Genomic DNA, 24,478 nt, shown 5'->3' on the forward strand with positions numbered 1-24,478 from the left:
ACGCTATGCGCAAATATCGTCTAAGTGAAGAACAGCGAGCCTTTAGTTATCAGGATGATGGCACTAAAAAAAGTGTGTTATTACGGCAGATTATCGCCATGAGCGATTTTAACGATGTGATAGCAGAAACCGCTGGCGGCTGGATCGATCGCGAAACGGTGTTAGCACAGGAAGGAAATTGCTGGATTTACGACCAGAATGCTATTGCGTTCGGCGGAACGGTGATATCCGGGAATACGCGTATCACCGGCACCAGCGTGCTGTGGGGAGAGGTTTACGCAACGGATAATGTCTGGATCGATAATAGTGAAATCAGCCAAGGTGCATATATAAGTGACAGCGTCACCATTCGTGACTCATTAGTTTGTGGTCAATGTAGAATATTTGGTCACGCCTTAATTGATCAACATTCTATGATCGTCGCCGCACAAGGCTTAACGCCCGACCATCAACTCCTGCTACAAATTTATGATCGCGCAAGGGTTAGCGCCTCGCGTATTGTTCACCAGGCACAAATTTATGGCGATGCCGTCGTCCGGTATGCTTTTATTGAACATCGCGCCGAAGTTTTTGATTTTGCCAGCGTTGAAGGTAATGAAGAGAACAACGTCTGGCTATGCGATTGCGCTAAAGTCTACGGTCACGCGCAGGTGAAAGCTGGCATAGAAGAAGATGCCATTCCGACGATTCATTACAGTTCGCAGGTGGCGGAATATGCCATTGTGGAAGGTAATTGTGTGTTAAAACATCATGTCTTGATTGGCGGAAATGCCGTGGTACGTGGCGGACCGATTCTGCTCGACGAGCACGTTGTAATACAAGGTGAGAGCCGTATTACAGGTGCGGTGATAATTGAAAAACATGTGGAGTTAACCGACCACGCCGTCGTTGAAGCCTTTGATGGCGACACGGTTCATGTCCGTGGTCCAAAAGTCATTAACGGCGAGGAGCGCATTACGCGAACGCCGCTGGCAGGGTTATTGTGAATCGATAATACGCGCGTATAAGTTCACATCATCATAGGCATCATTCAGGAACTCAGCCTGTTTCAGACAACCTTCAAGGATAAAACCATTGCGCAAAGCGACCTGGTTGCTTTGCGCATTGTCCACCCGACATTTGATCACGAAGCGTCTAAGTTCACCAGACTGAGCGTAATGATGAATCAATGCCTGCAGCGCCTGAGAAATGATCCCCTGCCCCTGATAAGATTCGTCCAGCCAGTAGCCAATTTCAGCGGTTTTATTCAGTGGTTCAATACGATTAAACGAGATAACGCCGATAAGTTCATCTTCTTTGAAAATCATGAACATTTTGGCATAGCCGCGTTGATGCAACATCACATTACCCTGCACCGTTTTTCGCGTGTCCTCTTCACTTTGAACAAACTGCGGCCAGTTTAGCGACTGCTGTAACCAGGTTTTATTTTTACAGATTAACTGATAAAGAGGTGTGACGTGATTTTCTGCAACAGCATGTAATTCAAGTGATTCGCTTACTTTTATCGTTTCAGTCATCTTATCTCCAGTCAATCCATGCAGTTGTTAAAAAAGCCGCCTGGCTGGCGGCTTAGGAAAGTTTACACCTCTTTGACGCTCTCCTGCTGCAGGATTTTGAGCATCTCATCTTTTAACTGTAGCTTTTGTTTTTTCATGCGGACCACTTCCGCATTGTACCCTCGACCGTCGGAACCTTCCTTTCTGGCAATTTCATGATCAAGTTTATTGTGTTTATCGAACAAGGACATAAAGCGAGGATTTTCGTTTTTCAGACGGGATATTAAATCTCGGTATTCTGGAAACATACGCACTCCCTGTTAGTGGCTGACAAGGTGTATCTGAAATACACACCATCAGATTACTCATTTAACTTAGGGAAAAATGCGAGCGGGATCGTGTTTAACCAGACGGCACCTCCCGAAGAAGGTGCCGAAGAAAAAACGACTAACTCATCACGCGGTCGTCAACATACTGACGTTTATCCGGCGCTGGCGGGAAATACTGATAGAGCCATGTTTCACTGATAGCGTCGCCCTGACAACGCAGATACATCCGCATATCGACCGGATCAGTGGAGTCCGAAGTCGGATACCAGTCAAACTGAATACGATAACCATCAATGGGTTCAATATAGAGAATTTCGATTTGCTTCGCTTCCCCACTGGAAAGCGTAATCACCGGCTCAATGCCTTTTGGCGCGGCAGCTTTCAGATCACCACCAACGAAATCGACGGCAAAACGACGCGCCCATTTTTCGGGATAGTGTTCACCTGGCGCCCAACCTTCCGGGAAACCGCCCATGCCGGTACGCGTCGCCATAACGCGCGCTAATGGGCAATGAACAGGCGGTTGCGCACTCCAGTACAGACGATACTGGAATGCAAACTCATCACCCGCTTTCACAGCTTTTTCTGGCTGCCAGAAGCAGACAATGTTATCCAGCGTTTCGCCCGTTGTTGGGATTTCCATCAGGCCGATGGTGCCCTTACCCCACTTGTTACGCGGCTCCACCCACAGACTTGGGCGTTTGTTATACCAGCCCATAATGTCCTGATAATGGGAGAAATCACGATCCAGTTGCAATAAACCAAACCCTTTCGGGTTGTTGTCGGTGTAAGCATTGAACTGCAATTTTTGCGGATTATTCAGCGGACGACAAATCCACTCGCCATTGCCCCGCCACATGGACAGACGATCTGAGTCATGGATTTGCGGATGAATGGTGTCGCACATCCGACGTTCATTAGTACCGCAGCTGAACATGCTGGTCATCGGCGCAATGCCCAGCTGTTTAATGTCTTTGCGCGCATACAGGTGATTTTCCACATCCATAATCACCTGACTTTTCTCACAATGGATAGTGAACTTATAGGCACCAGTAATGCTGGCGCTATCGAGCAACGCATAAACGGTAAAGGTGGTTGCCCCCGGTTTTACCGTATCAAACCAGAAGTCAGTAAAGTCGGGGAACTCTTCTTTACTGTCGGTGTAAGTGTCGATCGCCAGGCCGCGGGCCGACAAACCGTATTGATATGTATCATCAACCGCGCGGAAATAACTCGCGCCGAGGAATGATACGACATCACGGCGCGCCAGTTCGGGGGCTTTAAACACGCGAAAACCGGCAAAACCGAGATCGCTTTGCCCTTCTAATTGTTTGGTATCAACACCCGCATCGTTGTATTTGAACAACTCCGGGCGAAAGTGAATTTCACGCGCCAGATGTGTTGCGGGATCAACAGAAAACATACGAACGCGGCGACGGAATCCCATTCCCATATGGAAGAACTGAGCGTCCAGTTGACGGTTCTCAACGTTATGCCAGAGCGATTTTTCGGCGTCGTATTGAATACTGTTATAAGCCTGCGGCGTCATTGTCGCCAGAGTGTCAGGTAACGGACGCGGCGCACCACGCCACGCTGTTTGCGCTAAGTCGTGCGCCATTGACTGTAGAATGGAGAAGTCAAAACGTTGGGTTTGCCCGTCGGCAATATCAGAATCTGCCGCGAATGCCGCCTGAGAAAAAAGAGAAGCAATGCCGCTGGTACCGCACACGGCGGCCATAGCCATTGAACCTTTAATAAATCGTCTACGATCCATACCTGAAAGTGAGTCCTTCTGGTGTTGTGAATGGTCCCGCGCTGGTCGTTTTCAGCGGCAAGAAAGTGCTTATTTATGACCGCTCACTCTAGACAATATTTATTAATAATCCAATTGTTGAACTGAGAGAATATGCATAAATCGGCAATTTTTTTATGTCGATGGGATGAGCCTGATTCGTTTGTAAAATCAGGCAAATTTTTGCAAAGGCGGATGGTCAGAATTTAAAGCAAACCACAGCGACGTTTACTGCGTTCTTCCGCTTCCTGATAAAGCTGGAACTCATCCAAAACCGGGCAGCCCAACGCCTGCTCAAATGCTTCGCGACTGGCATTACCGTGACTGCGTGCCTGCGTTTCATTACCCAGATTTGACTGGAAGATCCCCGCCGCGCTAACAGGCAAGAAATCTTCATAGGTAATGGGTTGCGCCACTACCCAACCACGTTCAATTAAGGGCTGTGGATCGTCTCCGGGATGAATCGCCTGACGATGCGTCTCACCTGAAGGCGTCAGACGGTACCGGAACCATGCCAACCCTTGCTGACGCATTAAAAACTCACTGTCAGGAAAAGTGCGGAAGGTTTCCTGTAAATGCATTTGGTGAGTGAGATTATCCTGCCCGGTTCCAGCGTTCCGCAGTAGATCATCATACAGTTGTCGTCCTTTCGGCGTTAATGCCACGCCACGTTGCTCTATTTCACCAAAGCGCGCGGTATGCGTGCCCTGTTTCTGCCCTGCAAACAACACCGTCTCTTCCAGTGCTTTAAAGCTAGTCTGGCGTAGTAAAATCGGTACCTCGCGGCGCGGCGGCCCTTCGATCAGAATTTTGGGTTCAATTCCGCATTCAGGCATCATCGACTGCACCCGGTCAATATCCAGCGTGCGTGGCGTCAGGTGGTTGATATGGCATCCAGGAAAACAGACCACATCAGCAATCAACCGATGTTCGTTGTGCAAGGCGCGATAGGTTTCTTCATCTACCGTTGCTGACTGGTGCCAACGAAACGTTTCCAGGGCTTCCTGCACAAACTCCTGTGCCTGTGTTTCGTTAAAACCGCCCCGCTGCTCATATTCCTCTAACAGTTGTCGACAACGTGGGGTGAAGATATCGCGCTGACGCAGAATCTCCGCCGCTTTCTGGCGCAAAATTTCGTTCTCGATAAGCTCAAGGCGGAGTAATGAAGTAAAAACGCGGAAGGGATTACGCGCCAGAGAAGCATCATCAATGGGCCGAAATGCTGTCGAATGTACCGGCACCCCCGCCTGCGAGAGATCGTAATAGCTCACCGGGTACATCCCCATAATGGCAAACATCCGCCGAAGAGTAGCAAGCTCTTGTGCAGTCCCAACACGAATCGCCCCATGACGTTCAACATTCAGTCGCGCCAGCTCGTCTGCATTTACCATTTTTTCGTGCAGTTGAGGATTGTTTTCCAGCACAGCCAGATTCACATCAGCTACCAGTTCCAGCAGCGTACCGTACTGCGGAACTTCTTGCTGGTACATGGCTGACATTGCCTGCGAAAACTGTTCCCGAATCTCATCCGCCGTGATGCTGTTCGCCATAATGTCTGCCTCCAGTGGTCAGTAATCTGGAGTGTAGGTAACCGCATTCACTCTGGCGGGAAGAATTTGCAAACTGTGATCTCGCCGCGAAAACATCAATATTATCCATTTCGCTGTAACATAATTGCTTTAATTGTTAATAATATTTTGCAATCAAGTTATCATAATCAAACAACTTCACTTGTCAGCGACACCGCTTCGTTTTTAACATCGCTTATGGAAAAAAATAGTCTGTTTAGTCAGCGCATCCGTTTGCGCCACCTTCATACATTCGTAGCTGTCGCACAACAAGGAACTTTGGGGCGCGCGGCTGAAACCCTTAATTTGAGTCAACCTGCGCTCTCTAAGACATTGAATGAACTGGAGCAGCTGACGGGCGCTCGCTTGTTTGAGCGTGGTCGTCAGGGGGCGCAACTTACCTTACCCGGCGAACAATTTTTAACGCATGCAGTCAGAGTTCTTGACGCCATCAACACTGCCGGACAGTCGCTTCATCGTAAAGAAGGTCTTAATAATGATGTCGTCAGGGTTGGTGCACTACCTACTGCGGCACTGGGGATATTACCTTCGGTTATAGGCCAGTTTCATCAGCAACAAAAAGAAACGACCTTGCAAGTTGCGACAATGAGTAACCCTATGATTCTGGCGGGTTTGAAAACCGGGGAAATCGATATCGGCATTGGTCGGATGTCAGATCCTGAACTGATGACCGGACTTAATTACGAACTGCTGTTTCTTGAATCGCTGAAGCTGGTTGTCCGCCCTGATCATCCGCTACTTCAGGAGAACGTAACGCTAAGCCGGGTGCTGGAATGGCCGGTCGTTGTATCACCAGAAGGCACTGCGCCACGCCAGCATTCAGATGCATTAGTGCAGAGCCAGGGATGTAAAATTCCTTCGGGTTGTATCGAAACGCTGTCTGCTTCGCTATCTCGTCAACTTACGGTTGAATACGATTACGTGTGGTTTGTCCCTTCTGGCGCTGTAAAAGACGACCTGCGTCATGCCACGCTGGTGGCCCTGCCTGTTCCGGGTCATGGTGCAGGCGAACCGATTGGAATACTGACCCGCGTAGATGCGACGTTCTCTTCTGGTTGCCAGTTGATGATTAACGCTATTCGAAAATCAATGCCGTTCTGAAAGGTGAAGGGATCTGTCGATCCCTCCTTTAACATTTTCACACTGTAGCGAAACTAACTGGTTCACCAGCTCCGCGAGGTTCTGCCGACACAGAATGTTTGTTCAGACGGAATACGTCCACCGCCTCAGTTAATCGTGCCGCCTGTTCTTCAAGGGACACTGCCGCTGCTGAGGCCTCTTCTACCAGAGAAGCATTCTGTTGCGTCACCTTATCCATTTCAGATATCGCCTGGCTAACCTGCGTTATACCCCTACTTTGCTCATCCGAGGCGGCGGCAATTTCCTGCATGATATGTGTGACACTCGCGACGGCATCAACAATAGTGCTCATGGTTTTCCCGGCCGTGGCCACCTCATCCGATCCCAGGTCAATTAACCTGACTGATTCACTGATCAAGCCTTCAATCTCTTTCGCCGCCTGAGCGCTGCGGCTTGCGAGTGTCCGTACTTCGCTGGCGACAACGGCAAATCCACGCCCTTGCTCACCCGCTCGCGCGGCTTCAACGGCAGCATTCAGTGCCAGAATATTCGTCTGGAAAGCAATACTGTTGATGACGGCGGTGATCTCAGAAATTTTCTTCGAACTCGTGGAGATAGCGCCCATCGTTTTTACTACACCGGAAACCGTCTGCCCGCCATCGCTGGCTTTAATAGAAGCCTCTTGCGCCAGTTTGCTGGCATGATGCGCGTTATCCGCATTCTGTTTCACCGTCGCAGTGAGTTGCTCCATGCTGGCGGCAGTTTGTTCGATTGCCGCCGCTTGTTCTTCGGTGCGAGATGAAAGGTCCGCATTGCCAGCGGAAATTTCGCTGGTGCCACGATAAATCTCTTCCGCACCCTGTCGAACAGTCCCTACTGTCATCCCCAGTGAATGCTGCATTTGCTGTAAATGACGACTTAAGCGACCGATTTCATTACGACCCGCCGGTTCATCATTCATCGTCAGATCGCCACTGGCGATTTTTTCAATCCGTTGTGCGGCATGTTGCAGTGGACGAATGACGATCCGACGTAGCACCATAAATGTTATCAGCGTCATGACCAGGGCAAGCACAAACGCGCCAATCATGAACATCCCACCCAGGCGGGTGCGCTGATGGGCCAGTTCCGCCAGTTGGTTGGCTCTGGTGCTACGTATCTTAACGGCTTTGCTCAAAATATCGGTATAAGCATTATCCAGCGGTCGGATCTGCTCACTTTCATGATTGATAATCGCTTCAAACATGCCATTTTTGGCATATTTCAACATAGGTTGCATACCCGTGATATAAGCCTGGAAGCGTTGATTTAATTCAGTGTCGAGGGCTTCATCAGCAGGTGTTTTCACCGACCGATTCTGATAAGCACGATAACCTTGCTGCGACTGTTTAATCTCCGATTCGGCTTGCGCAATATTTCGCTTCATTGATTCCATTTCCGCAATACGACTCGCTGCCCCGGCCTGAATCATATTGATCCGGGCTGAACGCAAAAAATCTGAACTGTTCGCTAACCCGGTCCGAATCTCAATCTCCGCAGTAACATCACGCTGATCGCGATCGGCCTGCCAGAGGAAATAGCCAGCCAGAGCAGAACTTAATGCGAATAGAACTAAGATACCGCCAAGAATGCAGGCAAATAACGGAACCAGCCTGATGTGATGCAAAAAACCTAATCGCTGTGAGGGAGTTGTATTCATTACCGTTGTCTCTCGTCCAGGTTTACTCCTGATAGAAAGTCATCGGCACTTGACGGTAATTACTTATGACCAAAAACCTCTTTGCGTCACATTTTTACAACAATTATTGCAGAGAAAATTAATGCTATTGGAATGAAGAGAGTAACGAATGGCTAAACTGGCTAACCCGAATGACGAAAAATTCTGGAAAACAGCACGCAATTTCGTAAAGTGATTATTTTCGTCCCTAAGGAAACCTCATAGGATGCCTGCGGGTGCCTGAGACTTTCTGTTTTCAGGCTAACCGGGAATCAGAAAGACGAAGGCCCCGACCGATATTTCTATCAACCGAGGCCAACGAATGAACACAGCAATTCAGATCTTAGCCTCTTACCCACCATCCGGCAAGGAGAAAGGCTATGAAGCGCAACCCTCTGGTGGTGTGTCTGCTCATTATCTGCATTACGATTCTGACATTCACACTCCTGACCCGACAAACGCTCTACGAACTGCGGTTCCGGGACGGTGATAAGGAGGTTGCTGCGCTCATGGCCTGCACGTCCAGGTAAGGGCAAGCGCGGGGATTTTCCCCGCGCATCTGACTAGCAGATTCATTTTCTCATGGCACCCCTTTTACACTTCAGTTAATGCATGTTTTTTTCGATGCACTAATAGAACCATCATTACAAACAAATTTGCCGCCTGCCGTACAGTGTGAGATCCCCCCTTTCGAACCAGAACAGGGTTTGCGCCCGGCATCGGCATAAAAGGAAACAAGCGTTCCTATAACCAAGATAAGTGCCAGTTTTTTCATATAACCTCCATGATTTATCGAATCTTATGTTCGATTTTAACGTTATACGCTGGTTTATTTTGATACCGTTGATGAGATCAAAGATCGGGTGAATTGATTAAAAATAAGCCAGATGGACGTATGGGCAAGGATTATGGTTTTATTTGTCATACAAATAAATATAATAGGCGCTTCCGATGTAGACCCGTATTCTTCGCCTGTACCACGGGTCGGTTTTAGTACAGGCGTTTTCTTTAAATATCCTTCAGGAACGTTTACGCGGCATCATGCGTAGAAGTGTGTTGTCCTTCCAGAAATAGTGGTGTGCCAGTGCAGCCGCAGCGTGCAACCCGATGACAAAATATCCCAGATTCGCCAGCGTTTCATGCCACGACTTTAAGCTATCAACCCGTTCGAAATTGGCCTCTGATGCATAAGGCATCGTCATACCAAACGCAAACCACGGGTTACCCCGGTTATACATCATCACCAAACCAATCACTGGCAGCGCAATAAACAGGAGATAAATCACCAAATGGCCCAAATGCGCCAGTCCCGTCATCATCGGTTTTGGCTTAGGTATAATCGGCGGGGTTGGGTATTTCAGTCTTAACAAAAGACGAACCACCATCAGTACGAGAATTGAGATGCCACAGGAAACATGAATCATGTTGATGAGGGGCCGATCGCTACGTGGGAAGAAACCACGAAACTCCATTGCGCAATACGCTACGATAACCAGCAAAAAGACCAGCCAGTGAATGCTGATTTGTAACCTTGAGTATTTATTTCCCATAACATTTCCTGCTTTAACATAATTTGCCGTTAACATAACGGGCTTTTCTTAAAATTTCATTAAATATTGTTCACCCGTTTTCAGTACGTTACGTTTCACTGCAAGAATGTAGATTGCCCATCCCGCCATCCTGGTCTAAGCCTGGAAAGGATCAATTTTCATCCGAACGTTCCTGACAGGAGAAGACCATGAGTAAAGTTGGTATTAATGGTTTTGGTCGTATCGGTCGACTGGTGTTGCGTCGATTACTTGAAGTCAAAAGCAACATAGACGTTGTCGCTATTAATGATCTCACTTCCCCAAAAATTCTCGCCTACCTGCTGAAACATGATTCAAACTACGGACCGTTCCCCTGGAGCGTTGATTTTACGGAAGATTCACTTATCGTTGATGGAAAAAGTATCGCGGTTTACGCCGAAAAAGAGGCTAAAAATATTCCATGGAAAGCGAAAGGCGCAGAAATCATTGTCGAATGTACTGGCTTTTATACCTCCGCAGAGAAATCGCAGGCGCACCTTGATGCTGGTGCGAAGAAGGTGTTGATTTCCGCCCCTGCCGGTGAAATGAAAACTATCGTTTATAACGTCAATGACGACACTCTGGATGGCAACGACACCATTGTTTCCGTGGCGTCATGCACCACTAACTGCCTTGCGCCGATGGCCAAAGCCTTGCATGACAGTTTCGGGATAGAAGTCGGCACGATGACGACCATTCATGCCTATACCGGCACCCAGTCACTGGTGGATGGTCCGCGTGGGAAGGATTTACGAGCTTCACGCGCAGCGGCAGAAAATATCATTCCCCACACTACAGGTGCGGCAAAAGCCATTGGTCTGGTGATCCCGGAACTGAGCGGCAAACTGAAAGGTCATGCGCAACGCGTGCCGGTGAAAACAGGTTCGGTCACTGAGCTGGTGTCCATTCTCGCAAAAAAAGTGACTGCCGAAGAGGTGAATAACGCACTTAAACAAGCAACCACCAATAACGAGTCATTTGGTTATACCGATGAAGAAATAGTCTCTTCCGATATCATTGGCAGCCATTTCGGGTCGGTGTTTGATGCCACGCAAACGGAAATTACCGCCGTGGGCGATTTACAACTGGTGAAAACGGTCGCCTGGTACGATAACGAATATGGCTTCGTCACACAACTCATTCGCACCCTCGAAAAATTCGCTAAACTCTGACGCACACAGGCGGAGGAAAAACCTCCGCCTCTTCCACTCATTAAGACTGTAAATAAACCACCTGGGTCTGCAGATATTCATGCAAGCCATGTTTGCCATCTGCGCCGCCAATACCAGATTTACGCCATCCGGCGTGGAATCCTTGCATAGCTTCGAAGTTTTCACGGTTGATGTAAGTTTCACCAAACTTCAGCCCTTTAATGGCTTTCATCGCGACGTTCAGATTTTGGGTATAGATTGATGAGGTCAGGCCGTAATCACTATCATTCGCCATTGAGATAGCCTCTTCCAGCGTGTCAAATGCGACCACCGGCAGAACCGGGCCAAAGGTTTCCTCATGCATAATCGACATTTCCTGGCGAACATCCAGCAGCAATGTCGGCGGATAATAATATCCTTTCCCCTCTACCGCTTTGCCACCCAACGCCACTCTCGCCCCTTCTTCTACTGCGCGCGCCACTTTTTGCTCGACCCTTTCCAGCGCCGCGGCGTTAATCAACGGCCCCATCGCAATGTCGTTGCGTTCAGCGGGGTTACCAAATTGAACCGCCTGCATCGCTTCACCCAGCCGATTGACAAACTGATCATAAATGCCTTTCTGTACATAAACACGTTCTGCACAGTTACACACTTGCCCACTATTAATGACGCGTGAATCAACGATGGCTTTGACTGCCAGTTCAAGATCGGCATCGTCCATTACGATAGCCGGTGCTTTACCCCCCAATTCCAGGCACACTTTGGTGATGTTTTTCGCCGCAGTCGCCATAATCTTTTCACCTGCAGAGACGCTGCCTGTCATACTGACCATTGCGACCTTTGGGTTACCCGCCAGTTCTTGCCCAACGGTTTCACCACGCCCCAGAACAAGGTTAAACACGCCGCGCGGAAGGCCTATTTCATCGACAATTTTGGCGAATGCAATCGCATTGTTTGGCGTAAATTCACTGGGTTTAATGACGATGGTATTACCGGTCAAAAGAGCGGGAGCCATTTTGCGGGCAATGAGGAAGAACGGGAAGTTCCACGGCAGAATGCCGGTAGTCACGCCAAGCGCACGTTTAAACAGAAGAATATTTTCTCCTGGACGATCGCTTTGAATAATCTCGCCTTCATAACGCCGTGCCCACTCCGCCATGTAATCGATATAGTCCGCAGTAAAAGCCACTTCGACTTCAGCCAGCTGCTGGATCTTACCCCCTTCTTCAACAATCAGCGTACTGATTTCACTGGCGCGTTCGCGGATCCCGGCGGAGATTTTGCGCAACCAACTGGCGCGTTCAATAGCAGGCAACGCTTCCCATTCTGGTTGTGCACGTTCTGCTGCATCGATTGCCTTACGGGCATCCTCGGCCTGACCATCGGGAATGCGGGAAATGACAGCCTCTGTAGCAGGGTTTACCACATCAATCCATGCGTCTCCACGCCAGGTAACAAACTGTCCATCAATATACATAGGATGTTGAACGGGTACTGACATGAGCGACTCCTGTGATTTATATGTTTGTTTTTGGTAAATGCATTGTTAATTAACATCAATCATCATAGAGACGGCATCATGAAAGGACAATTCTGTGAAGGGCTTCATAAAAACAAGTATAAAAGGAATAAGAGGCAGAAATAAAAGGCAGGAGTTATGCCCGTTTGCAAACAAGTGGTTCACAAACGGGCAATTTTTAACGTAACGAGCGACTTTCCATCGCCTCGATGAGCACCGCATCGTGTTTCAGCGTTTGCCATGCCTGGATGACTTCTGCCGGAAAATCAACGTGAACGATAAAATCTCGCCCGCGTGGACCGTAGCCATCGCTATCATCGCGTAAACGTGGCAGCTCGCCAGTGAGTAGTGAGAGATAACGCTCAACCGGCCATAATCCTTGCAACGGATTAACAAAGATTACACTGTCTGCGTTATTTCCTAACTGAGGAACGAATCCGGGATAACTTAACCAGCGTGGTGCATCGGGATTGTCCCCAGTCATACGGCGGAACGTCGCCATCGTGCGCCGCTGCATGGTGGGGTCCTGAACAACGATAGCCGTATGAACTCGTTCTACGGCCTGATTCAATAGCGCGATGCTAAAGCGTGCGTTTTCACCGCAGTTTGTTGACTGGTCTTCAATCCAGATTTTTTCATGCGGAATGTGCCAGAACTGATGAGCGATATCCGCCAGGATGGTCGCTTCTGCTCTGCCAGTGGTGCGGATAGTGTTGTAGTGCGGATGCTGTGCGATGGCGCTATACAAAAAAGTTGTCGAGTGACCGATACCACCACTGATCAGTAAAGGAATTTGCTGATCGCGGGCAATCTTACATGCCGCGTCGATAGTCGGCATAACCGCATTGCCTGCAAGGATCACGCAATCGGCCTGATACGGCATCTCACCGGAGAAATCATCCTGCGCCAGCCACTGACCGATAACATTTATGGCATCTATGGTTGCCGGCGAAAGCGTCGGAAACGGGGTAATGTTCATGGTTCCTCCTTATCGTTCCCTTAAGAATACTGCGTGAGATAATAGTGAGAAGCGGAGCACTCTGAAAGGAGGAAGTCCTATTTCCTTAACCGCCACTCCGCAAGCCTGACATATCTTTTAAGGAAATGCTGTAGATAAACATTATTCATCTTGCAGCTGAGAATTGTATTTTTCTGAATTCCTGAATTTTTGCCCTTACCGTTTTAGAATTAATAAAAAACCCGGCGCTAAATGCTTACCGGGTTTTAGATTTATCAGGCAAATAGCAGTGTTAACCGCTAATCTGCTCCATCGCCTGCAAAATACGCTTATCTGAAATCGGATAAGGCGTACCAAGTTGTTGAGCGAAGTAACTAACGCGCAACTCTTCTATCATCCAACGGATCTCTTTCACGTCTTCATCCTCACGACGTGCGGGCGGCAGTTTGTTGATCCATTGCTGCCACGCCTGCTGGACATTTTCGACTTTCAGCATCTGAGCACGGTCGCGATGTGGGTCAACCGCCAGTTTTTCCAGCCGTTTTTCAATCGCCTGCAAATAACGCAGCGTGTCGCCCAACCGTTTGAAGCCGTTACCAGTCACAAAACCGCGATACACCAGCCCGCCCATCTGCGCTTTGATGTCAGAAAGCCCCAGCGCCATAGTCATATCCACCCGCCCTTTCAGGCGTTTGTTGATATTGAACACTGCCGTAAGGATTTGCTCGACCTGCTTCGCAATATCCACCACCGTATCGTTCAGTTCAGCGCGGACTTTCTCATGCAGCGCAGCAAAGCCTTCTTCCGTCCAGACCGGGCCACCATTGGCGTCGATCAGTTGATCCACCCCGCAGGAGATACAGTCGTCGATCAGCTCCAGCACTTTGCCATACGGGTTAAAGTACAGCCCCAGCTTGGCTTTGTTCGGTAACTTTTCATGCAAATACTTGATCGGCGATGGAATATTCAGTAGCAGTAGACGGCGAAGACCGTTCCACATTGCCTGCTTTTGTTCCAGCGGATTATCAAACAGTTTGATCGCCACGCTGTCGCGTTCATCCACTAGCGCTGGCCACGCCTTCACTTTGTAGTTGCCACGCTTCTGTTCGTAGCTTTCCGGCAGTTGCCCAAAGCTCCAGATATGTAAGCCGCTCTGCTCGATACCGTCATCCGCCACCGCAGACAGCGTTTCCTGCACTTTGCCTTTCAGCGCATCTTTCAGATCTTGTAGAGAGCGCCCTTCTTTTAGCTTCTTGTTTTTGTCATCCACCACGCGGAAGGTGATTTTCAGGTGATCGGGCACCTGATCCCAGTGCCAGTCTTCGCGGTCAACGGTAACACCGGTCATCCGCCGTAACTCGCGCTCAAGGCTGTCGAGCAACGGTAACTCCAGCGGTGTGACGCGGCCTAAAAACGCTTCGGCGTAGTTTGGTGCAGGCACAAAATTACGGCGTACCGGTTTCGGCAACGATTTAATCAGTGCGATGATCAGTTCACGACGCAGGCCGGGGATTTGCCATTCAAACCCGCTCTCTTCTACCTGATTAAGCAGCGGCAGCGGAATATGCACGGTCACACCGTCCGCGTCCGCGCCTGGCTCAAACTGATAGCTCAAACGCAGCTTGAGATTGCCCTGATGCCAGAAGTTCGGGTAATCCAGCTTGCTGATTTTTTCCGCCCCTTCTTTGATCAACATGCTCTTTTCAAAGTTGAGCAAATCAGGCGTTTCGCGGCTGACTTTTTTCCACCAGCTGTCGAAGTGACGAGCGGAGATTACATCGTGGCTGATGCGCTGGTCGTAGAACTCAAACAGCGTTTCGTCATCAACCAGAATATCGCGGCGACGTGATTTGTGTTCCAGCTCTTCCACTTCGGCCCGCAGTTTCAGGTTTTCACGGAAGAATGCGTGACGCGTCTGCCAGTCACCTTCCACCAGAGCGTGGCGAATAAAGAGTTCACGACATAACGCCGGATCGATCTGGCTGTAGTTGACCTTACGCGCAGCAACAATCGGCAAACCATAAACAGTGACTTTTTCCGTTGCCATCACCGCGCCCTGCGCCCGTTCCCAGTGCGGTTCGCTGTAGGTGCGTTTAATCAAATGCTGAGCAACGGGTTCTACCCATTCAGGGTCGATACGCGCAGCAATGCGCCCCCACAGGCGGCTGGTTTCTACCAGTTCCGCCACCATTACCCATTTCGGCGGCTTTTTGAATAAACCAGAACCGGGAAAGATGGAAAAACGCGCGTTACGTGCGCCGGTATATTCTTGTTTATCGGCATCTTTCATGCCGATATGGGAAAGCAAACCGGTCAGTAAGGCGATGTGAATTTCGCGATACTCCGCCGGTTCGCTGTTAACCGGAATGCCAAGTTCTTTCACCACCTGGCGCAACTGGGTGTAGATATCCTGCCATTCGCGCACGCGCAGATAGTTGAGATAATCGGTACGACACAGGCGACGGAAGGCGTTAGAAGAAAGCGCCTTTTGCTGCTCGCCGAGATAATTCCACAGATTTACAAACGCGAGGAAGTCGGATTCTTTGTCGTGGAAGCGGCGATGTTTTTCGTCCGATGCCTGCTGTTTGTCCATCGGTCGTTCGCGCGGATCCTGGATGGAGAGCGCGGACGTGATAATCATCGCCTCACGCACGCAGCCATGTTTTTGCGCTTCCAGCACCATACGCGCCAGACGTGGGTCGACAGGCAACTGCGAGAGCTGGCGACCGAGCGGCGTCAGTTTATAGGCGCTGGCCTGTTCATCAGTGGTGATCGCGCCCAGTTCTTCGAGCAGACGCACGCCATCCTGGATATTGCGTTTATCCGGTGCTTCGACAAATGGGAACGCGGCGATATCGCCCAACCCCAGCGCGGTCATCTGTAAAATAACCGAGGCCAGGTTGGTACGCAGAATCTCCGGATCGGTAAATTCCGGGCGCGAAAGGAAATCGTCTTCGGAATAGAGACGAATACAGATCCCTTCGGACACACGACCACAGCGGCCTTTACGCTGGTTGGCAGACGCCTGCGAAATGGGCTCAATCGGCAAACGCTGCACTTTGGTGCGATAGCTGTAGCGGCTGATACGCGCCGTACCTGGGTCGATAACGTATTTAATCCCCGGTACGGTCAGCGACGTTTCCGCGACGTTGGTCGCCAGCACAATGCGCCGTCCGCTGTGCGACTGGAACACGCGGTTCTGTTCGCTGTTCGAAAGCCGCGCATAAAGCGGCAAGATTTCGGTATGCCGCAGATTTAGCTTGTTCAGCGCATCTGCGGTATCGCGAATTTCCCGCTCACCGCTCATAAAGATCAGAATGTCGCCGGAGCTTTCCTGACTCAGTTCGTCTACGGCGTCAAAAATCGCCTGCAGCTGATCGCGCTCGGTGTCATCGGCTTCTTCAACAATCGGTCGATAGCGCACTTCCACCGGATAGGTCCGACCGGAGACTTCGATAATCGGCGCATTATTAAAGTGGCGCGAAAAGCGTTCCGGGTCGATAGTCGCGGAAGTGATAATGATTTTTAGGTCAGGACGCCGCGGTAGCAACTCTTTCAAATAGCCGAGCAGAAAATCGATATTCAGGCTACGTTCGTGCGCTTCGTCAATAATGATAGTGTCGTACTGCATCAGCAGGCGGTCTTGCTGGATCTCCGCCAGCAGGATACCGTCGGTCATCAGCTTGACCATCGTGTTATCACTAACGTGATCACTGAAACGCACTTTGTAACCGATGCAACCGCCCGGCTCCGTTTTCAGCTCTTCCGCAATACGGTTCGCCACCGTTCGTGCCGCCAGGCGACGCGGTTGGGTATGACCGATCAGCCCTTTAATCCCGCGCCCCAGTTCCATACAGATTTTCGGTAGCTGAGTCGTTTTACCGGAACCGGTTTCCCCGGCGACGATCACCACCTGGTGATCACGAATCGCTTCGAGTATGTCCTGCTTTTTCTGACTAACCGGCAAATTGTCCGGATAAGTGATTTCCGGTCGTGCCGCTTCACGCAGCAGGACTTTCCCTGCCGCATGGTCAATCTCTTTCGCCATCTCCTGGAAAATGGCCTGTTGTGCATCAGGATTTTTAACCTTCTTCACGCCGTGCAGACGGCGAGAAAAACGCAGTCTGTCGCGCAGCATCAGCGAATCCAGCCGCTGCTGCAAGGCCGTAAAGGTCAATTTTTGTTGTTCTGTCATAACGTTAGTGGGCAGTAGGCTGCCTGATTAATTTTCTTTTAAATGATAGATATAGAGTACCACATCGCGGCTTTCTATGCGTTGTTCAATAAATTCGAACATAGGCTTCGATTTATTGCGCTATCTCTGTGGCAGGATTGTGAATAAAGTGTCAACAAGCAACGGGGCATCGCCCATTCAAACATCTATAAGGAAACACCATGAGCAAGGTATTAGTTCTTAAATCCAGCATCCTGGCAGGGTACTCTCAGTCTAATCAGTTGTCCGATTATTTTGTTGAACAATGGCGCGAAAAGCACTCCGCTGATGAAATCACCGTTCGCGACCTGGCTGCAAATCCGATTCCGGTGCTGGATGGCGAACTGGTTGGTGCGCTGCGTCCGAGCGATGCGTCGCTGACTCCGCGTCAGCAGGAAGCTCTGGCACTTTCCGATGAGCTGATTGCCGAGTTGAAAGCCCACGACGTTATCGTTATTGCGGCACCGATGTATAACTTCAACATCTCGACTCAGTTGAAAAACTATTTTGACCTGGTTGCACGCGCAGGCGTTACTTTCCGCTATACGGAGAACGGTCCGGAAGGCCTGGTCACCGGTAAAAAAGCCATCGTTATCACCAGCCGCGGTGGGATCCATAAAGATGGACCAACGGACCTGGTGACGCCGTATCTGTCCACGTTCCTCGGCTTTATCGGCATTACCGATGTGAAATTTGTCTTCGCCGAAGGGATCGCATACGGTCCGGAAATGGCAGCGAAAGCGCAGTCTGACGCGAAAGCAGCCATCGACAGTATTGTTGCTGCATAACCGGACACGGTCTTGATGTGGACTGTAGATATTCAGTCCACATCTCAATCCACTTACCTGTTTTCCCATAATCTCAGCATCGCTTTGTGCTCGTCTGTCAGCACAATCTGCGGGCGTCTGGCTCGAAGGTAACTAATCGCTTCATCAACGGTTTTACAATGTCCGTAACATAACAGCCATGCCGCCACCACCAGCGCACTGCGCGATAATCCCAACGCGCAATGGACCAGAACGCTGCCTTGCTTTTCGCGTAATGTTTCCAACATCGCCACGGCCTGTCGGAGCTCCCCCTCTTCCGGAACCACCAGATCCAACATCGGTACACAAAAATAGAGTCGATCTTTTGTCGCTCGTCCGCGAGGGAATTCAAAGGTGACGTCCAGAACCGCATTCTGTGCCGGAATATGTCGTGGAAACGCCCCTAAATAAACACCTGCCGTAATTTTGCTTACCGGCTCCAGGCGAAGGCAAAACCAACGCATAGACAGCCACATCCCGATGCGGCAGGGCAATGTCAGCCAGTAAACGGCGGGCGGTAGTTTCCCCTGACTATCTTTCCCTGTTGTTATCGCGCCAAGCCCACCGTACCCACGGCCAATAATGAGTAGCGATAATACCGGCCAACATAACCAGACTGACCACCATAACTGAAGCATTATCATTAGCTCCATCAATACAATGCACGAGCACGCGCCTACGACATATGGCAGTGCTATTTTGATTCGACGTTGATCAGGTTTCTGATAATTCCAACGACGGTCGACGGGCACCATCCAGTCAATCAACATACCTACCGCCAACCCTGTGATGACATCAATAAAATGATGCTGCCAGGTCGTCAGCGTCGAAATGGCGATGAGTAAAAACCATCCGCCGCAGACTTTACGCCACCTCACAGCCAGATGCTGACGAAAGTGACGCCAAAGTAGCCAGCAGAGAATAATATGCAGCGAAGGAGACTGGTTATAAGGCAGATCAAACAGTTCAAGTTGCGAAAATAGCCATCCTGTCACCCCACTCACTTCAGGACGGATAAAACTAAACTTCAGCGGATAAAGGAAAAAACCTCAGCAGGCCATTATTGTTGCCAGAATAAGCCGGTGAACCAGTCGGCGCTGTTCGAATGTCGAACTACAAACGAACAACGAAAACCCATATAAAAGATCCAGACTCCAGTAAGGAACAATAGTCCAGGGAATGAAAGGGATCGCCGTTTCCCAACCGAATACCTGACTGGGGATATCATGGCTGTTAAGGTCCTGAACCGCGGTGAATTGATTAAGAGATCCATAGGTGAAGAAGAAAAACGGGGCCAGCAACAATAACCAGCCAGCGCCTTGTAGCAATACGTTACGACGTTCAGTTATCACGACGCACCGCCATCGAAACCGTAAAAATACCCCACTCATCAATCCGTTGTGTGCATTTATCAAATCCGGCATCATGCACGAGCGAATCCATCTCCCCTTGAGAACGCACGCGCATTACCCACGGTTTACCATCTTTATGACTGGTTAACACCCCGGCAATCAGCTCCAGTTGTGGGTGCCACGGCTGCCCGGTGTAGATGAGAATGCCACCCGGATCGATGGCATTGGCAAGACCTGCGAGTGAGTTTTTTACCTGCTCATTTTCGGGAAAAAGCTCATACAGTCCAGAGACAATCGCCAGCGTAGGCCGCGGAGTTAACGCGCTGAGCTCCTCCGGGTTAAACGCATCGCCCTGTTCAAAACGCACCCGCCCAGACATTCCCCGTTGGGCAATCATCTCTTGCCCCTGTGCAACATTTAACTCACTGTAATCACGTAAGAAAATATCGCTTACGGCAGGCTCGTTCGCCAGCGCATCCAGTACATAGCGTCCATGCCCTGCGGCAATGTCAACCACGCGGACGGCTAAACCTTTAGCGTGGAGATCGGCAACGGCTTGTTTAATCAGCATTTGTAAATGGGTTTTGCGCTGGCGAATACCGCGCCAGCCAACACTGTTCAGGTAGATTTTGTCGACTAAACGCCCGAATGCGTTACTACCTTGCGGTTGATTTTGATAGACATAATCCAGCGAACTGCCTGAATCAAAGCCGGTGCTCATTCCGAGATGCAGGCCCGCAGAGTGCGCCCCGAACAATTTCATCGCTTTACGCATAAAGCGATACGCCAAATCAACCGGCGATAACGGCACGGCTCCACCAGAAAGGAGCCGCCATCGATCCGCTGATGGTCCTGTGCGGTCTTCATACTGATAATCAAATTTTTGCGATTTGTTAGCATATAAGCGGCAGATAAAGCTTTGCATTTTTTCAAATGCCTGCGCCCTGTTCTCTTCACCCAATGTGTCGTGATAAAAGCCTGGCAGCAGATGCAGCTCTTTCAGAGGGCTACGTAAACGCTGATAAAAATCAATCTGCGGTTGGCGGTGCACCACATAGTCATCGCCTGATATCAGAAGTTGCGTGGGGAGCGTAATCGCCGCCGCATCGCTAATAATACGTTCAGACGTTTTATAGAGATCTAGCAAGATATTGACGGCAATCGCCCGTGTGATCAGCGGATCATTATTGAAACTAGCCACCCGTTGCCGATCGTGGGTCAAATAGCGTCCTTTCACATAGGAATTAATAAAAAACAGACCACGCAGACGATGCCATAACGCCAGCGCAGGACGTGCCAGCGGCACATACAATTTAACCTTAAAGGCCGGAGAAGCCAGCACCAGCCCGCGAATAGCAGGCGCATAATCATGAACCCATGTAGCAACCATCACTGCGCCGACGCTTTGCGCGATCACAACCACCTCTTCCAGTCCGACCTGGCTGTCGCTGGCAGCAAAACGGACAAATTCATCGACATCTTGCACTGAACTCGCAAGAGACGGACTATAACCACGCGGCCCCGAAGTTTGTCCATGCCCTCGGGCATCCCATGCATAAAAAGCAGTATCTGGCATCGCCAGTTCATCAACGAGATGTTGTAGACGACCAGAATGTTCATGACCGCGATGAAATAAGACGATGACCTTTTTCGCCCCTGGCTGTAAAGTGGGCCAGTGCCGATAAAACAACGCTGTATTATCACTGGTGGTAAAAAAATGTTCCCCAGGGATGCGTGAATTTTCCATTCTCTCTATTTTCCTTCAGTAACAGCAATAGCGAATAAAATAAAAAAATACCGGAGCGGTGAAAATTAATGAGTCAATCCTGTCAAGGAGTCCGCCATGTCCTGGTAATAGTTTTCCACTATCTTTAACACCAACATCTCGTTTGATGGCTGACATCACTACATCGCCGCAAAAACCACTAATACCAATTAACAAACCCGCTAATAATGCCTGTAATGTATCTAGCGGTGTCAGTAACGGTCCAATAATCAGTGACACAATCATGGTAGTGATTACGCCCCCCACCAGACCTTCCAGCGTTTTTCCCGGGCTGACTTTGGGGACCACTTTTCTTCTGCCGCAGGATTTCCCCCATAAATACTGTGCAATATCGTTTGACTCGGTTAATGCCAAAAGAAATAACACCAGTAACGCCTCGCCCTGGATATTTGTGGTTGGCAACATTAATAACCAGGCGGTATGACTCAAGGCGAAAACGGTCATTATCCAGCCACAAAAAATGGCGCTCACGGTATGCAGAAAACCGGAGGGTTCACCCACAAAAACTCGCCAGGTGGCTAATATCAGAAACCCAAACAAAGGTATAAATAACAGAAACAGCTCAAAGCAATTTAAACCGATAAGCAAATAGTTAAGAGGAATAACCCAATATAACCAACGCGGAAAATATACGGATATAAGCGTACAATATTCTTTCAATGCCAGAAAACTTATCAGCGCAAAAAACGTCAACGTCACCCAGCGTGGACCTGAAATCACCAGTGAAAAACAAATGACGATGCCCCACCAGGTACGAATACGTAATGTAACTTCATCCCCTTTTCTCTCCGGTAACCGCCATACCAGAAAACGGTTTATCAGCATTGCTAAAATTAACAACGCGAAAAGTGTTGCCAGAGATTTTTCCAGCATTATTTTTCAGCGTTCATCAGGAGCACACTCCGACAACGATTAATCGCAGTCCAGAGAAGCAGAATTGAAGCAATGCTCCATAAAAGATTATTCCATTGCATCCACTGTGGATAAATGGCAACGGCCAGCACCCACAACCCAAATATTAACGCGCGATCGCTTTTGCCAAATGGACCGGCATAACTGCGAATACCGTTAATCGTCTGCGCGAGTAAACCGCAAAACTCAGTCAATATGGTGCAAAATAACATGAGTATTACGAGTGATGCGTTACTTTCCGGTAAAAATAAAAACGGTAAATAAAGCGCAATATCGGAAATAACATCGCCAGTTTCATTCAAAATCGCCCCATGACGTGTTTGCTGATTGCACTCACGCGCCATCATGCCATCCAGCGCATTGAGTGCCATACGGACAAAAAGCACGATGGGCAATAGCAGAAACATGCCATGATATGGCACCAACGCCAACAACAAACCGGTGAGAAGAGAAAGTGCCAACGCGGCAAGGGTGATCTGATTTGCAGACACTTGCCGCTTATGAAGCCAAAACATCGTCGGCCTTAACAGTGACTGAAAGAGCGGTTTTATCTGGTAGAGCGTCATTATCAATCCTTGATAATTCTGTTTGCGCTATGGTGCATCAATTGCCCTGGCAGAGATATCGCAACACGCCGCTTCATTAAAAATTCAGAATATATCAAGGTATTGGGGCTCACTGTCAGGAATGATTATCCCCAATTAATCAAATAGTTAAAAATATTACGCTGTTATTCAATGCAACTCATCAAGTTTTCTCATCGCTTGTTCCCGTATTGCGCGCGTCTTACCGTTAAGCGCCAGCTGGCGGACTAAATCCAGTTCAGGGTTAACAAGCTCTAACGCCAGCAAAGGATCACGTTTCAGCCTCGCCTTTAATACATCAACTGGAAAACGGGGATTATTCATCGCCACAATCCACCACTCGGGATCAATTTCTGCCGCCAGTACTGCAGGCGGTGTGTGGCGGTTGTTAAGTGCGCCGAACTTGAAAAATGTGAGATTGCTTTTCGCCAGTGTACTCCACCATATACGATCCGGTTGTTTTGCCAGTACATCCAGTTGTGCTAACGCATCGGGTTCTAGTGCATAATAAACACGTAACGCTTCGTTAACCTGCGCACGGGAACTGTTTTCCTGCCTCAGAAAAAACTTCGCCCAAATATCATTTCGTGGCGTGTTTTGCTGTAATTCCTTTAAGCCTTGGGAGAGTTCGCATTATGGCAAGATCAAATGTCGCAATGTCTCGTCCTTCAAATGCAGCAACGTTGCCTTCATCCAGCATTTGCAATTCCTGCAATAATTCAGGAGAAGACTTAGGGCGAAACAGCGCTTCTTTTTTCATCTGATTACAGACATTCCCTGCTATGCGAATATTGCTTCGCTTAAAAATTTCTTTCAGAGCATCTTCATCATTTATTAGGCCCCAATAATATGCATCAGGATTTATTATCATCAGCGCTTTTTTGACATTTTCAGTGTCATTTTTGTCACTCGCACGGACCATGAATTCACTATTTGTCGAAGATGCAACAACAGGTGCAATTATGTCATTGATAAATATCCCGCGCGCATTAATACTTCCCTTAATCGTAGACGGATTATCGTAATATGAGTCGATAAATACCAGTCCACTTGCATTTATCGAACCGGTAATTAACAGTGGTGAATCCGTAACTATATTCGTTGCCGTTACGTTACGTTACGTTACGTTACGTTACGTTACGTTACGTTACCGAGAATAACCCATGGATTAGAAAGAGAGAAAGTGGAAATATTACCTTTGACTGTCAAATTGCCAAGAACAATCAATTTTTGATTACTCTCTATATTACCTTCTACCATTAAATCGCCACGATGCACTTTCCAGTCCGATGCAGATAAACCGACGGGGACAAGATTCACGCTACTGTTGATAGCTTGTTCAACTTGTTGTTTATCTTCAGCGGTAGCCGCAGAAAAAAATGGTTCAATATCAACTGCATTTACAACACATCGAAGTTCCGCCTGTACTGGAAGACTCAGCATAAACAGGGGAAGTAAACCTATCCAGCTGCAAATCCTGGGCTTAAACATATGCACTCCATGCCATTAAAAAAGAATAAATATCCTCCGGCATAGCCGGAGGTTTTTCAAATGCGCCTATAAGGCTCTCTTACCAGCCGCGCCCTAACAGGCGCACACGATCTGACATTTGCATCCAACTTCGTT

The 24,478-nt window shown here is 49.0% G+C and carries 19 protein-coding genes and 2 pseudogenes; 5 read left to right on the forward strand and 16 right to left on the reverse strand.

What is annotated here, in order from left to right:
- Positions 1-5: 5 nt before the first annotated feature.
- On the forward strand, positions 6-986 hold the full coding sequence (gene ydcK, locus ACJHWT_RS19180) for a YdcK family protein (protein WP_001234014.1): 981 nt from the start codon (positions 6-8) through the stop codon (positions 984-986).
- Here ydcK and rimL read toward each other — a convergent pair.
- The 4 genes from rimL to ACJHWT_RS19200 all read right to left on the reverse strand — a co-directional run bounded on the left by rimL (position 978) and on the right by ACJHWT_RS19200 (position 5,167).
- Positions 978-1,517, reverse strand: a complete 540-nt coding sequence (gene rimL, locus ACJHWT_RS19185) for a 50S ribosomal protein L7/L12-serine acetyltransferase (protein WP_001317807.1) — start codon at positions 1,515-1,517, stop codon at positions 978-980. The two genes, ydcK and rimL, sit on opposite strands and share 9 nt — an antisense overlap.
- A 62-nt stretch (positions 1,518-1,579) precedes the next feature.
- Entirely contained in the window at positions 1,580-1,804 is a 225-nt protein-coding gene (locus tag ACJHWT_RS19190) for a YdcH family protein (RefSeq protein ID WP_001296778.1), read from the reverse strand.
- A 139-nt stretch (positions 1,805-1,943) separates the two neighbouring features.
- A complete protein-coding gene (opgD, locus tag ACJHWT_RS19195; RefSeq protein ID WP_000375968.1) occupies positions 1,944-3,599 on the reverse strand; it encodes a glucan biosynthesis protein OpgD in 1,656 nt (551 codons plus the stop codon).
- A gap of 224 nt (positions 3,600-3,823) precedes the next feature.
- Positions 3,824-5,167 carry a VOC family protein gene (locus ACJHWT_RS19200; RefSeq protein ID WP_000013808.1) on the reverse strand — a complete coding sequence of 448 codons (1,344 nt, stop codon included), beginning with the start codon at positions 5,165-5,167 and terminating at the stop codon, positions 3,824-3,826.
- 216 nt (positions 5,168-5,383) lie between these two features.
- Here ACJHWT_RS19200 and ACJHWT_RS19205 point away from each other — a divergent pair, with 216 nt between their 5' ends.
- Entirely contained in the window at positions 5,384-6,307 is a 924-nt protein-coding gene (locus ACJHWT_RS19205) for a LysR substrate-binding domain-containing protein (RefSeq protein ID WP_001317805.1), read from the forward strand.
- Between the two features lie 37 nt (positions 6,308-6,344).
- Here ACJHWT_RS19205 and trg read toward each other — a convergent pair whose 3' ends face one another.
- A complete protein-coding gene (gene trg, locus ACJHWT_RS19210; protein ID WP_001098589.1) occupies positions 6,345-7,985 on the reverse strand; it encodes a methyl-accepting chemotaxis protein Trg in 1,641 nt (546 codons plus the stop codon).
- 398 nt (positions 7,986-8,383) lie between these two features.
- Here trg and hokB point away from each other — a divergent pair, with 398 nt between their 5' ends.
- Positions 8,384-8,533, forward strand: coding sequence for a type I toxin-antitoxin system toxin HokB (gene hokB / locus ACJHWT_RS19215; protein ID WP_001309484.1), 150 nt, complete (start codon positions 8,384-8,386; stop codon positions 8,531-8,533).
- Here the strand turns inward: hokB and yncP are convergent.
- The 3 genes from yncP to cybB form a co-directional block, all read right to left on the reverse strand.
- Positions 8,511-8,579 (reverse strand): hypothetical protein, encoded by a 69-nt coding sequence (gene yncP / locus ACJHWT_RS19220; RefSeq protein ID WP_212591405.1) that lies wholly within the window; start codon positions 8,577-8,579, stop codon positions 8,511-8,513. The genes hokB and yncP overlap by 23 nt on opposite strands.
- A 25-nt stretch (positions 8,580-8,604) precedes the next feature.
- Positions 8,605-8,778: a hypothetical protein gene (locus tag ACJHWT_RS19225; protein ID WP_000731852.1), complete on the reverse strand. Its 174-nt coding sequence runs from the start codon at positions 8,776-8,778 to the stop codon at positions 8,605-8,607.
- A 244-nt stretch (positions 8,779-9,022) separates the two neighbouring features.
- Positions 9,023-9,553: a cytochrome b561 gene (gene cybB, locus ACJHWT_RS19230; RefSeq protein WP_001317803.1), complete on the reverse strand. Its 531-nt coding sequence runs from the start codon at positions 9,551-9,553 to the stop codon at positions 9,023-9,025.
- A gap of 188 nt (positions 9,554-9,741) precedes the next feature.
- On the opposite strand from cybB, the gene gap reads away from it, so the two are divergent.
- Positions 9,742-10,743 carry a type I glyceraldehyde-3-phosphate dehydrogenase gene (gene gap / locus ACJHWT_RS19235; RefSeq protein WP_000048661.1) on the forward strand — a complete coding sequence of 334 codons (1,002 nt, stop codon included), beginning with the start codon at positions 9,742-9,744 and terminating at the stop codon, positions 10,741-10,743.
- Between the two features lie 40 nt (positions 10,744-10,783).
- Here gap and aldA read toward each other — a convergent pair whose 3' ends face one another.
- The 3 genes from aldA to hrpA form a co-directional block, all read right to left on the reverse strand.
- Positions 10,784-12,223 carry an aldehyde dehydrogenase gene (gene aldA / locus ACJHWT_RS19240; protein WP_000115962.1) on the reverse strand — a complete coding sequence of 480 codons (1,440 nt, stop codon included), beginning with the start codon at positions 12,221-12,223 and terminating at the stop codon, positions 10,784-10,786.
- A 196-nt stretch (positions 12,224-12,419) separates the two neighbouring features.
- On the reverse strand, positions 12,420-13,220 hold the full coding sequence (gene ydcF / locus ACJHWT_RS19245; RefSeq protein WP_001027923.1) for a DUF218 domain-containing protein YdcF: 801 nt from the start codon (positions 13,218-13,220) through the stop codon (positions 12,420-12,422).
- A 271-nt stretch (positions 13,221-13,491) separates the two neighbouring features.
- Positions 13,492-17,394, reverse strand: coding sequence for an ATP-dependent RNA helicase HrpA (gene hrpA, locus ACJHWT_RS19250; RefSeq protein ID WP_000139532.1), 3,903 nt, complete (start codon positions 17,392-17,394; stop codon positions 13,492-13,494).
- A gap of 200 nt (positions 17,395-17,594) precedes the next feature.
- Here hrpA and azoR point away from each other — a divergent pair, with 200 nt between their 5' ends.
- A complete protein-coding gene (gene azoR / locus ACJHWT_RS19255; RefSeq protein ID WP_000048969.1) occupies positions 17,595-18,200 on the forward strand; it encodes an FMN-dependent NADH-azoreductase in 606 nt (201 codons plus the stop codon).
- 53 nt (positions 18,201-18,253) lie between these two features.
- Here azoR and ACJHWT_RS19260 read toward each other — a convergent pair.
- The 5 genes and pseudogenes from ACJHWT_RS19260 to ACJHWT_RS19280 form a co-directional block, all read right to left on the reverse strand.
- A pseudogene (locus tag ACJHWT_RS19260) lies at positions 18,254-19,546 on the reverse strand (phosphatase PAP2/dual specificity phosphatase family protein).
- A gap of 13 nt (positions 19,547-19,559) precedes the next feature.
- Positions 19,560-21,317, reverse strand: coding sequence for a bifunctional alpha/beta hydrolase/class I SAM-dependent methyltransferase (locus ACJHWT_RS19265; protein ID WP_000431881.1), 1,758 nt, complete (start codon positions 21,315-21,317; stop codon positions 19,560-19,562).
- Between the two features lie 15 nt (positions 21,318-21,332).
- Positions 21,333-22,229, reverse strand: coding sequence for a phosphatidate cytidylyltransferase (locus ACJHWT_RS19270; RefSeq protein ID WP_065203479.1), 897 nt, complete (start codon positions 22,227-22,229; stop codon positions 21,333-21,335).
- Positions 22,229-22,834, reverse strand: coding sequence for a CDP-alcohol phosphatidyltransferase family protein (locus ACJHWT_RS19275; RefSeq protein WP_000177495.1), 606 nt, complete (start codon positions 22,832-22,834; stop codon positions 22,229-22,231). The genes ACJHWT_RS19270 and ACJHWT_RS19275 overlap by 1 nt, the downstream gene beginning before the upstream one ends.
- A 168-nt stretch (positions 22,835-23,002) precedes the next feature.
- Positions 23,003-24,343: pseudogene (locus ACJHWT_RS19280) on the reverse strand (DUF2773 domain-containing bactofilin).
- Positions 24,344-24,478: the final 135 nt, after the last annotated feature.

Source organism: Escherichia sp. WS338, from assembly GCF_046486405.1.
Lineage (GTDB): Bacteria > Pseudomonadota > Gammaproteobacteria > Enterobacterales > Enterobacteriaceae > Escherichia > Escherichia coli.

Excerpts from the sequence above, each read along its gene's own strand:
- ydcK (WP_001234014.1), top strand. The coding sequence starts at position 6 with ATGCGCAAATATCGTCTAAGTGAAGAACAGCGAGCCTTTAGTTATCAG.
- rimL (WP_001317807.1), bottom strand. The coding sequence starts at position 1,517 with ATGACTGAAACGATAAAAGTAAGCGAATCACTTGAATTACATGCTGTT.
- ACJHWT_RS19190 (WP_001296778.1), bottom strand. The coding sequence starts at position 1,804 with ATGTTTCCAGAATACCGAGATTTAATATCCCGTCTGAAAAACGAAAAT.
- opgD (WP_000375968.1), bottom strand. The coding sequence starts at position 3,599 with ATGGATCGTAGACGATTTATTAAAGGTTCAATGGCTATGGCCGCCGTG.
- ACJHWT_RS19200 (WP_000013808.1), bottom strand. The coding sequence starts at position 5,167 with ATGGCGAACAGCATCACGGCGGATGAGATTCGGGAACAGTTTTCGCAG.
- ACJHWT_RS19205 (WP_001317805.1), top strand. The coding sequence starts at position 5,384 with ATGGAAAAAAATAGTCTGTTTAGTCAGCGCATCCGTTTGCGCCACCTT.
- trg (WP_001098589.1), bottom strand. The coding sequence starts at position 7,985 with ATGAATACAACTCCCTCACAGCGATTAGGTTTTTTGCATCACATCAGG.
- hokB (WP_001309484.1), top strand. The coding sequence starts at position 8,384 with ATGAAGCGCAACCCTCTGGTGGTGTGTCTGCTCATTATCTGCATTACG.
- ACJHWT_RS19225 (WP_000731852.1), bottom strand. The coding sequence starts at position 8,778 with ATGAAAAAACTGGCACTTATCTTGGTTATAGGAACGCTTGTTTCCTTT.
- cybB (WP_001317803.1), bottom strand. The coding sequence starts at position 9,553 with ATGGGAAATAAATACTCAAGGTTACAAATCAGCATTCACTGGCTGGTC.
- gap (WP_000048661.1), top strand. The coding sequence starts at position 9,742 with ATGAGTAAAGTTGGTATTAATGGTTTTGGTCGTATCGGTCGACTGGTG.
- aldA (WP_000115962.1), bottom strand. The coding sequence starts at position 12,223 with ATGTCAGTACCCGTTCAACATCCTATGTATATTGATGGACAGTTTGTT.
- ydcF (WP_001027923.1), bottom strand. The coding sequence starts at position 13,220 with ATGAACATTACCCCGTTTCCGACGCTTTCGCCGGCAACCATAGATGCC.
- hrpA (WP_000139532.1), bottom strand. The coding sequence starts at position 17,394 with ATGACAGAACAACAAAAATTGACCTTTACGGCCTTGCAGCAGCGGCTG.
- azoR (WP_000048969.1), top strand. The coding sequence starts at position 17,595 with ATGAGCAAGGTATTAGTTCTTAAATCCAGCATCCTGGCAGGGTACTCT.
- ACJHWT_RS19265 (WP_000431881.1), bottom strand. The coding sequence starts at position 21,317 with ATGGAAAATTCACGCATCCCTGGGGAACATTTTTTTACCACCAGTGAT.
- ACJHWT_RS19270 (WP_065203479.1), bottom strand. The coding sequence starts at position 22,229 with ATGCTGGAAAAATCTCTGGCAACACTTTTCGCGTTGTTAATTTTAGCA.
- ACJHWT_RS19275 (WP_000177495.1), bottom strand. The coding sequence starts at position 22,834 with ATGACGCTCTACCAGATAAAACCGCTCTTTCAGTCACTGTTAAGGCCG.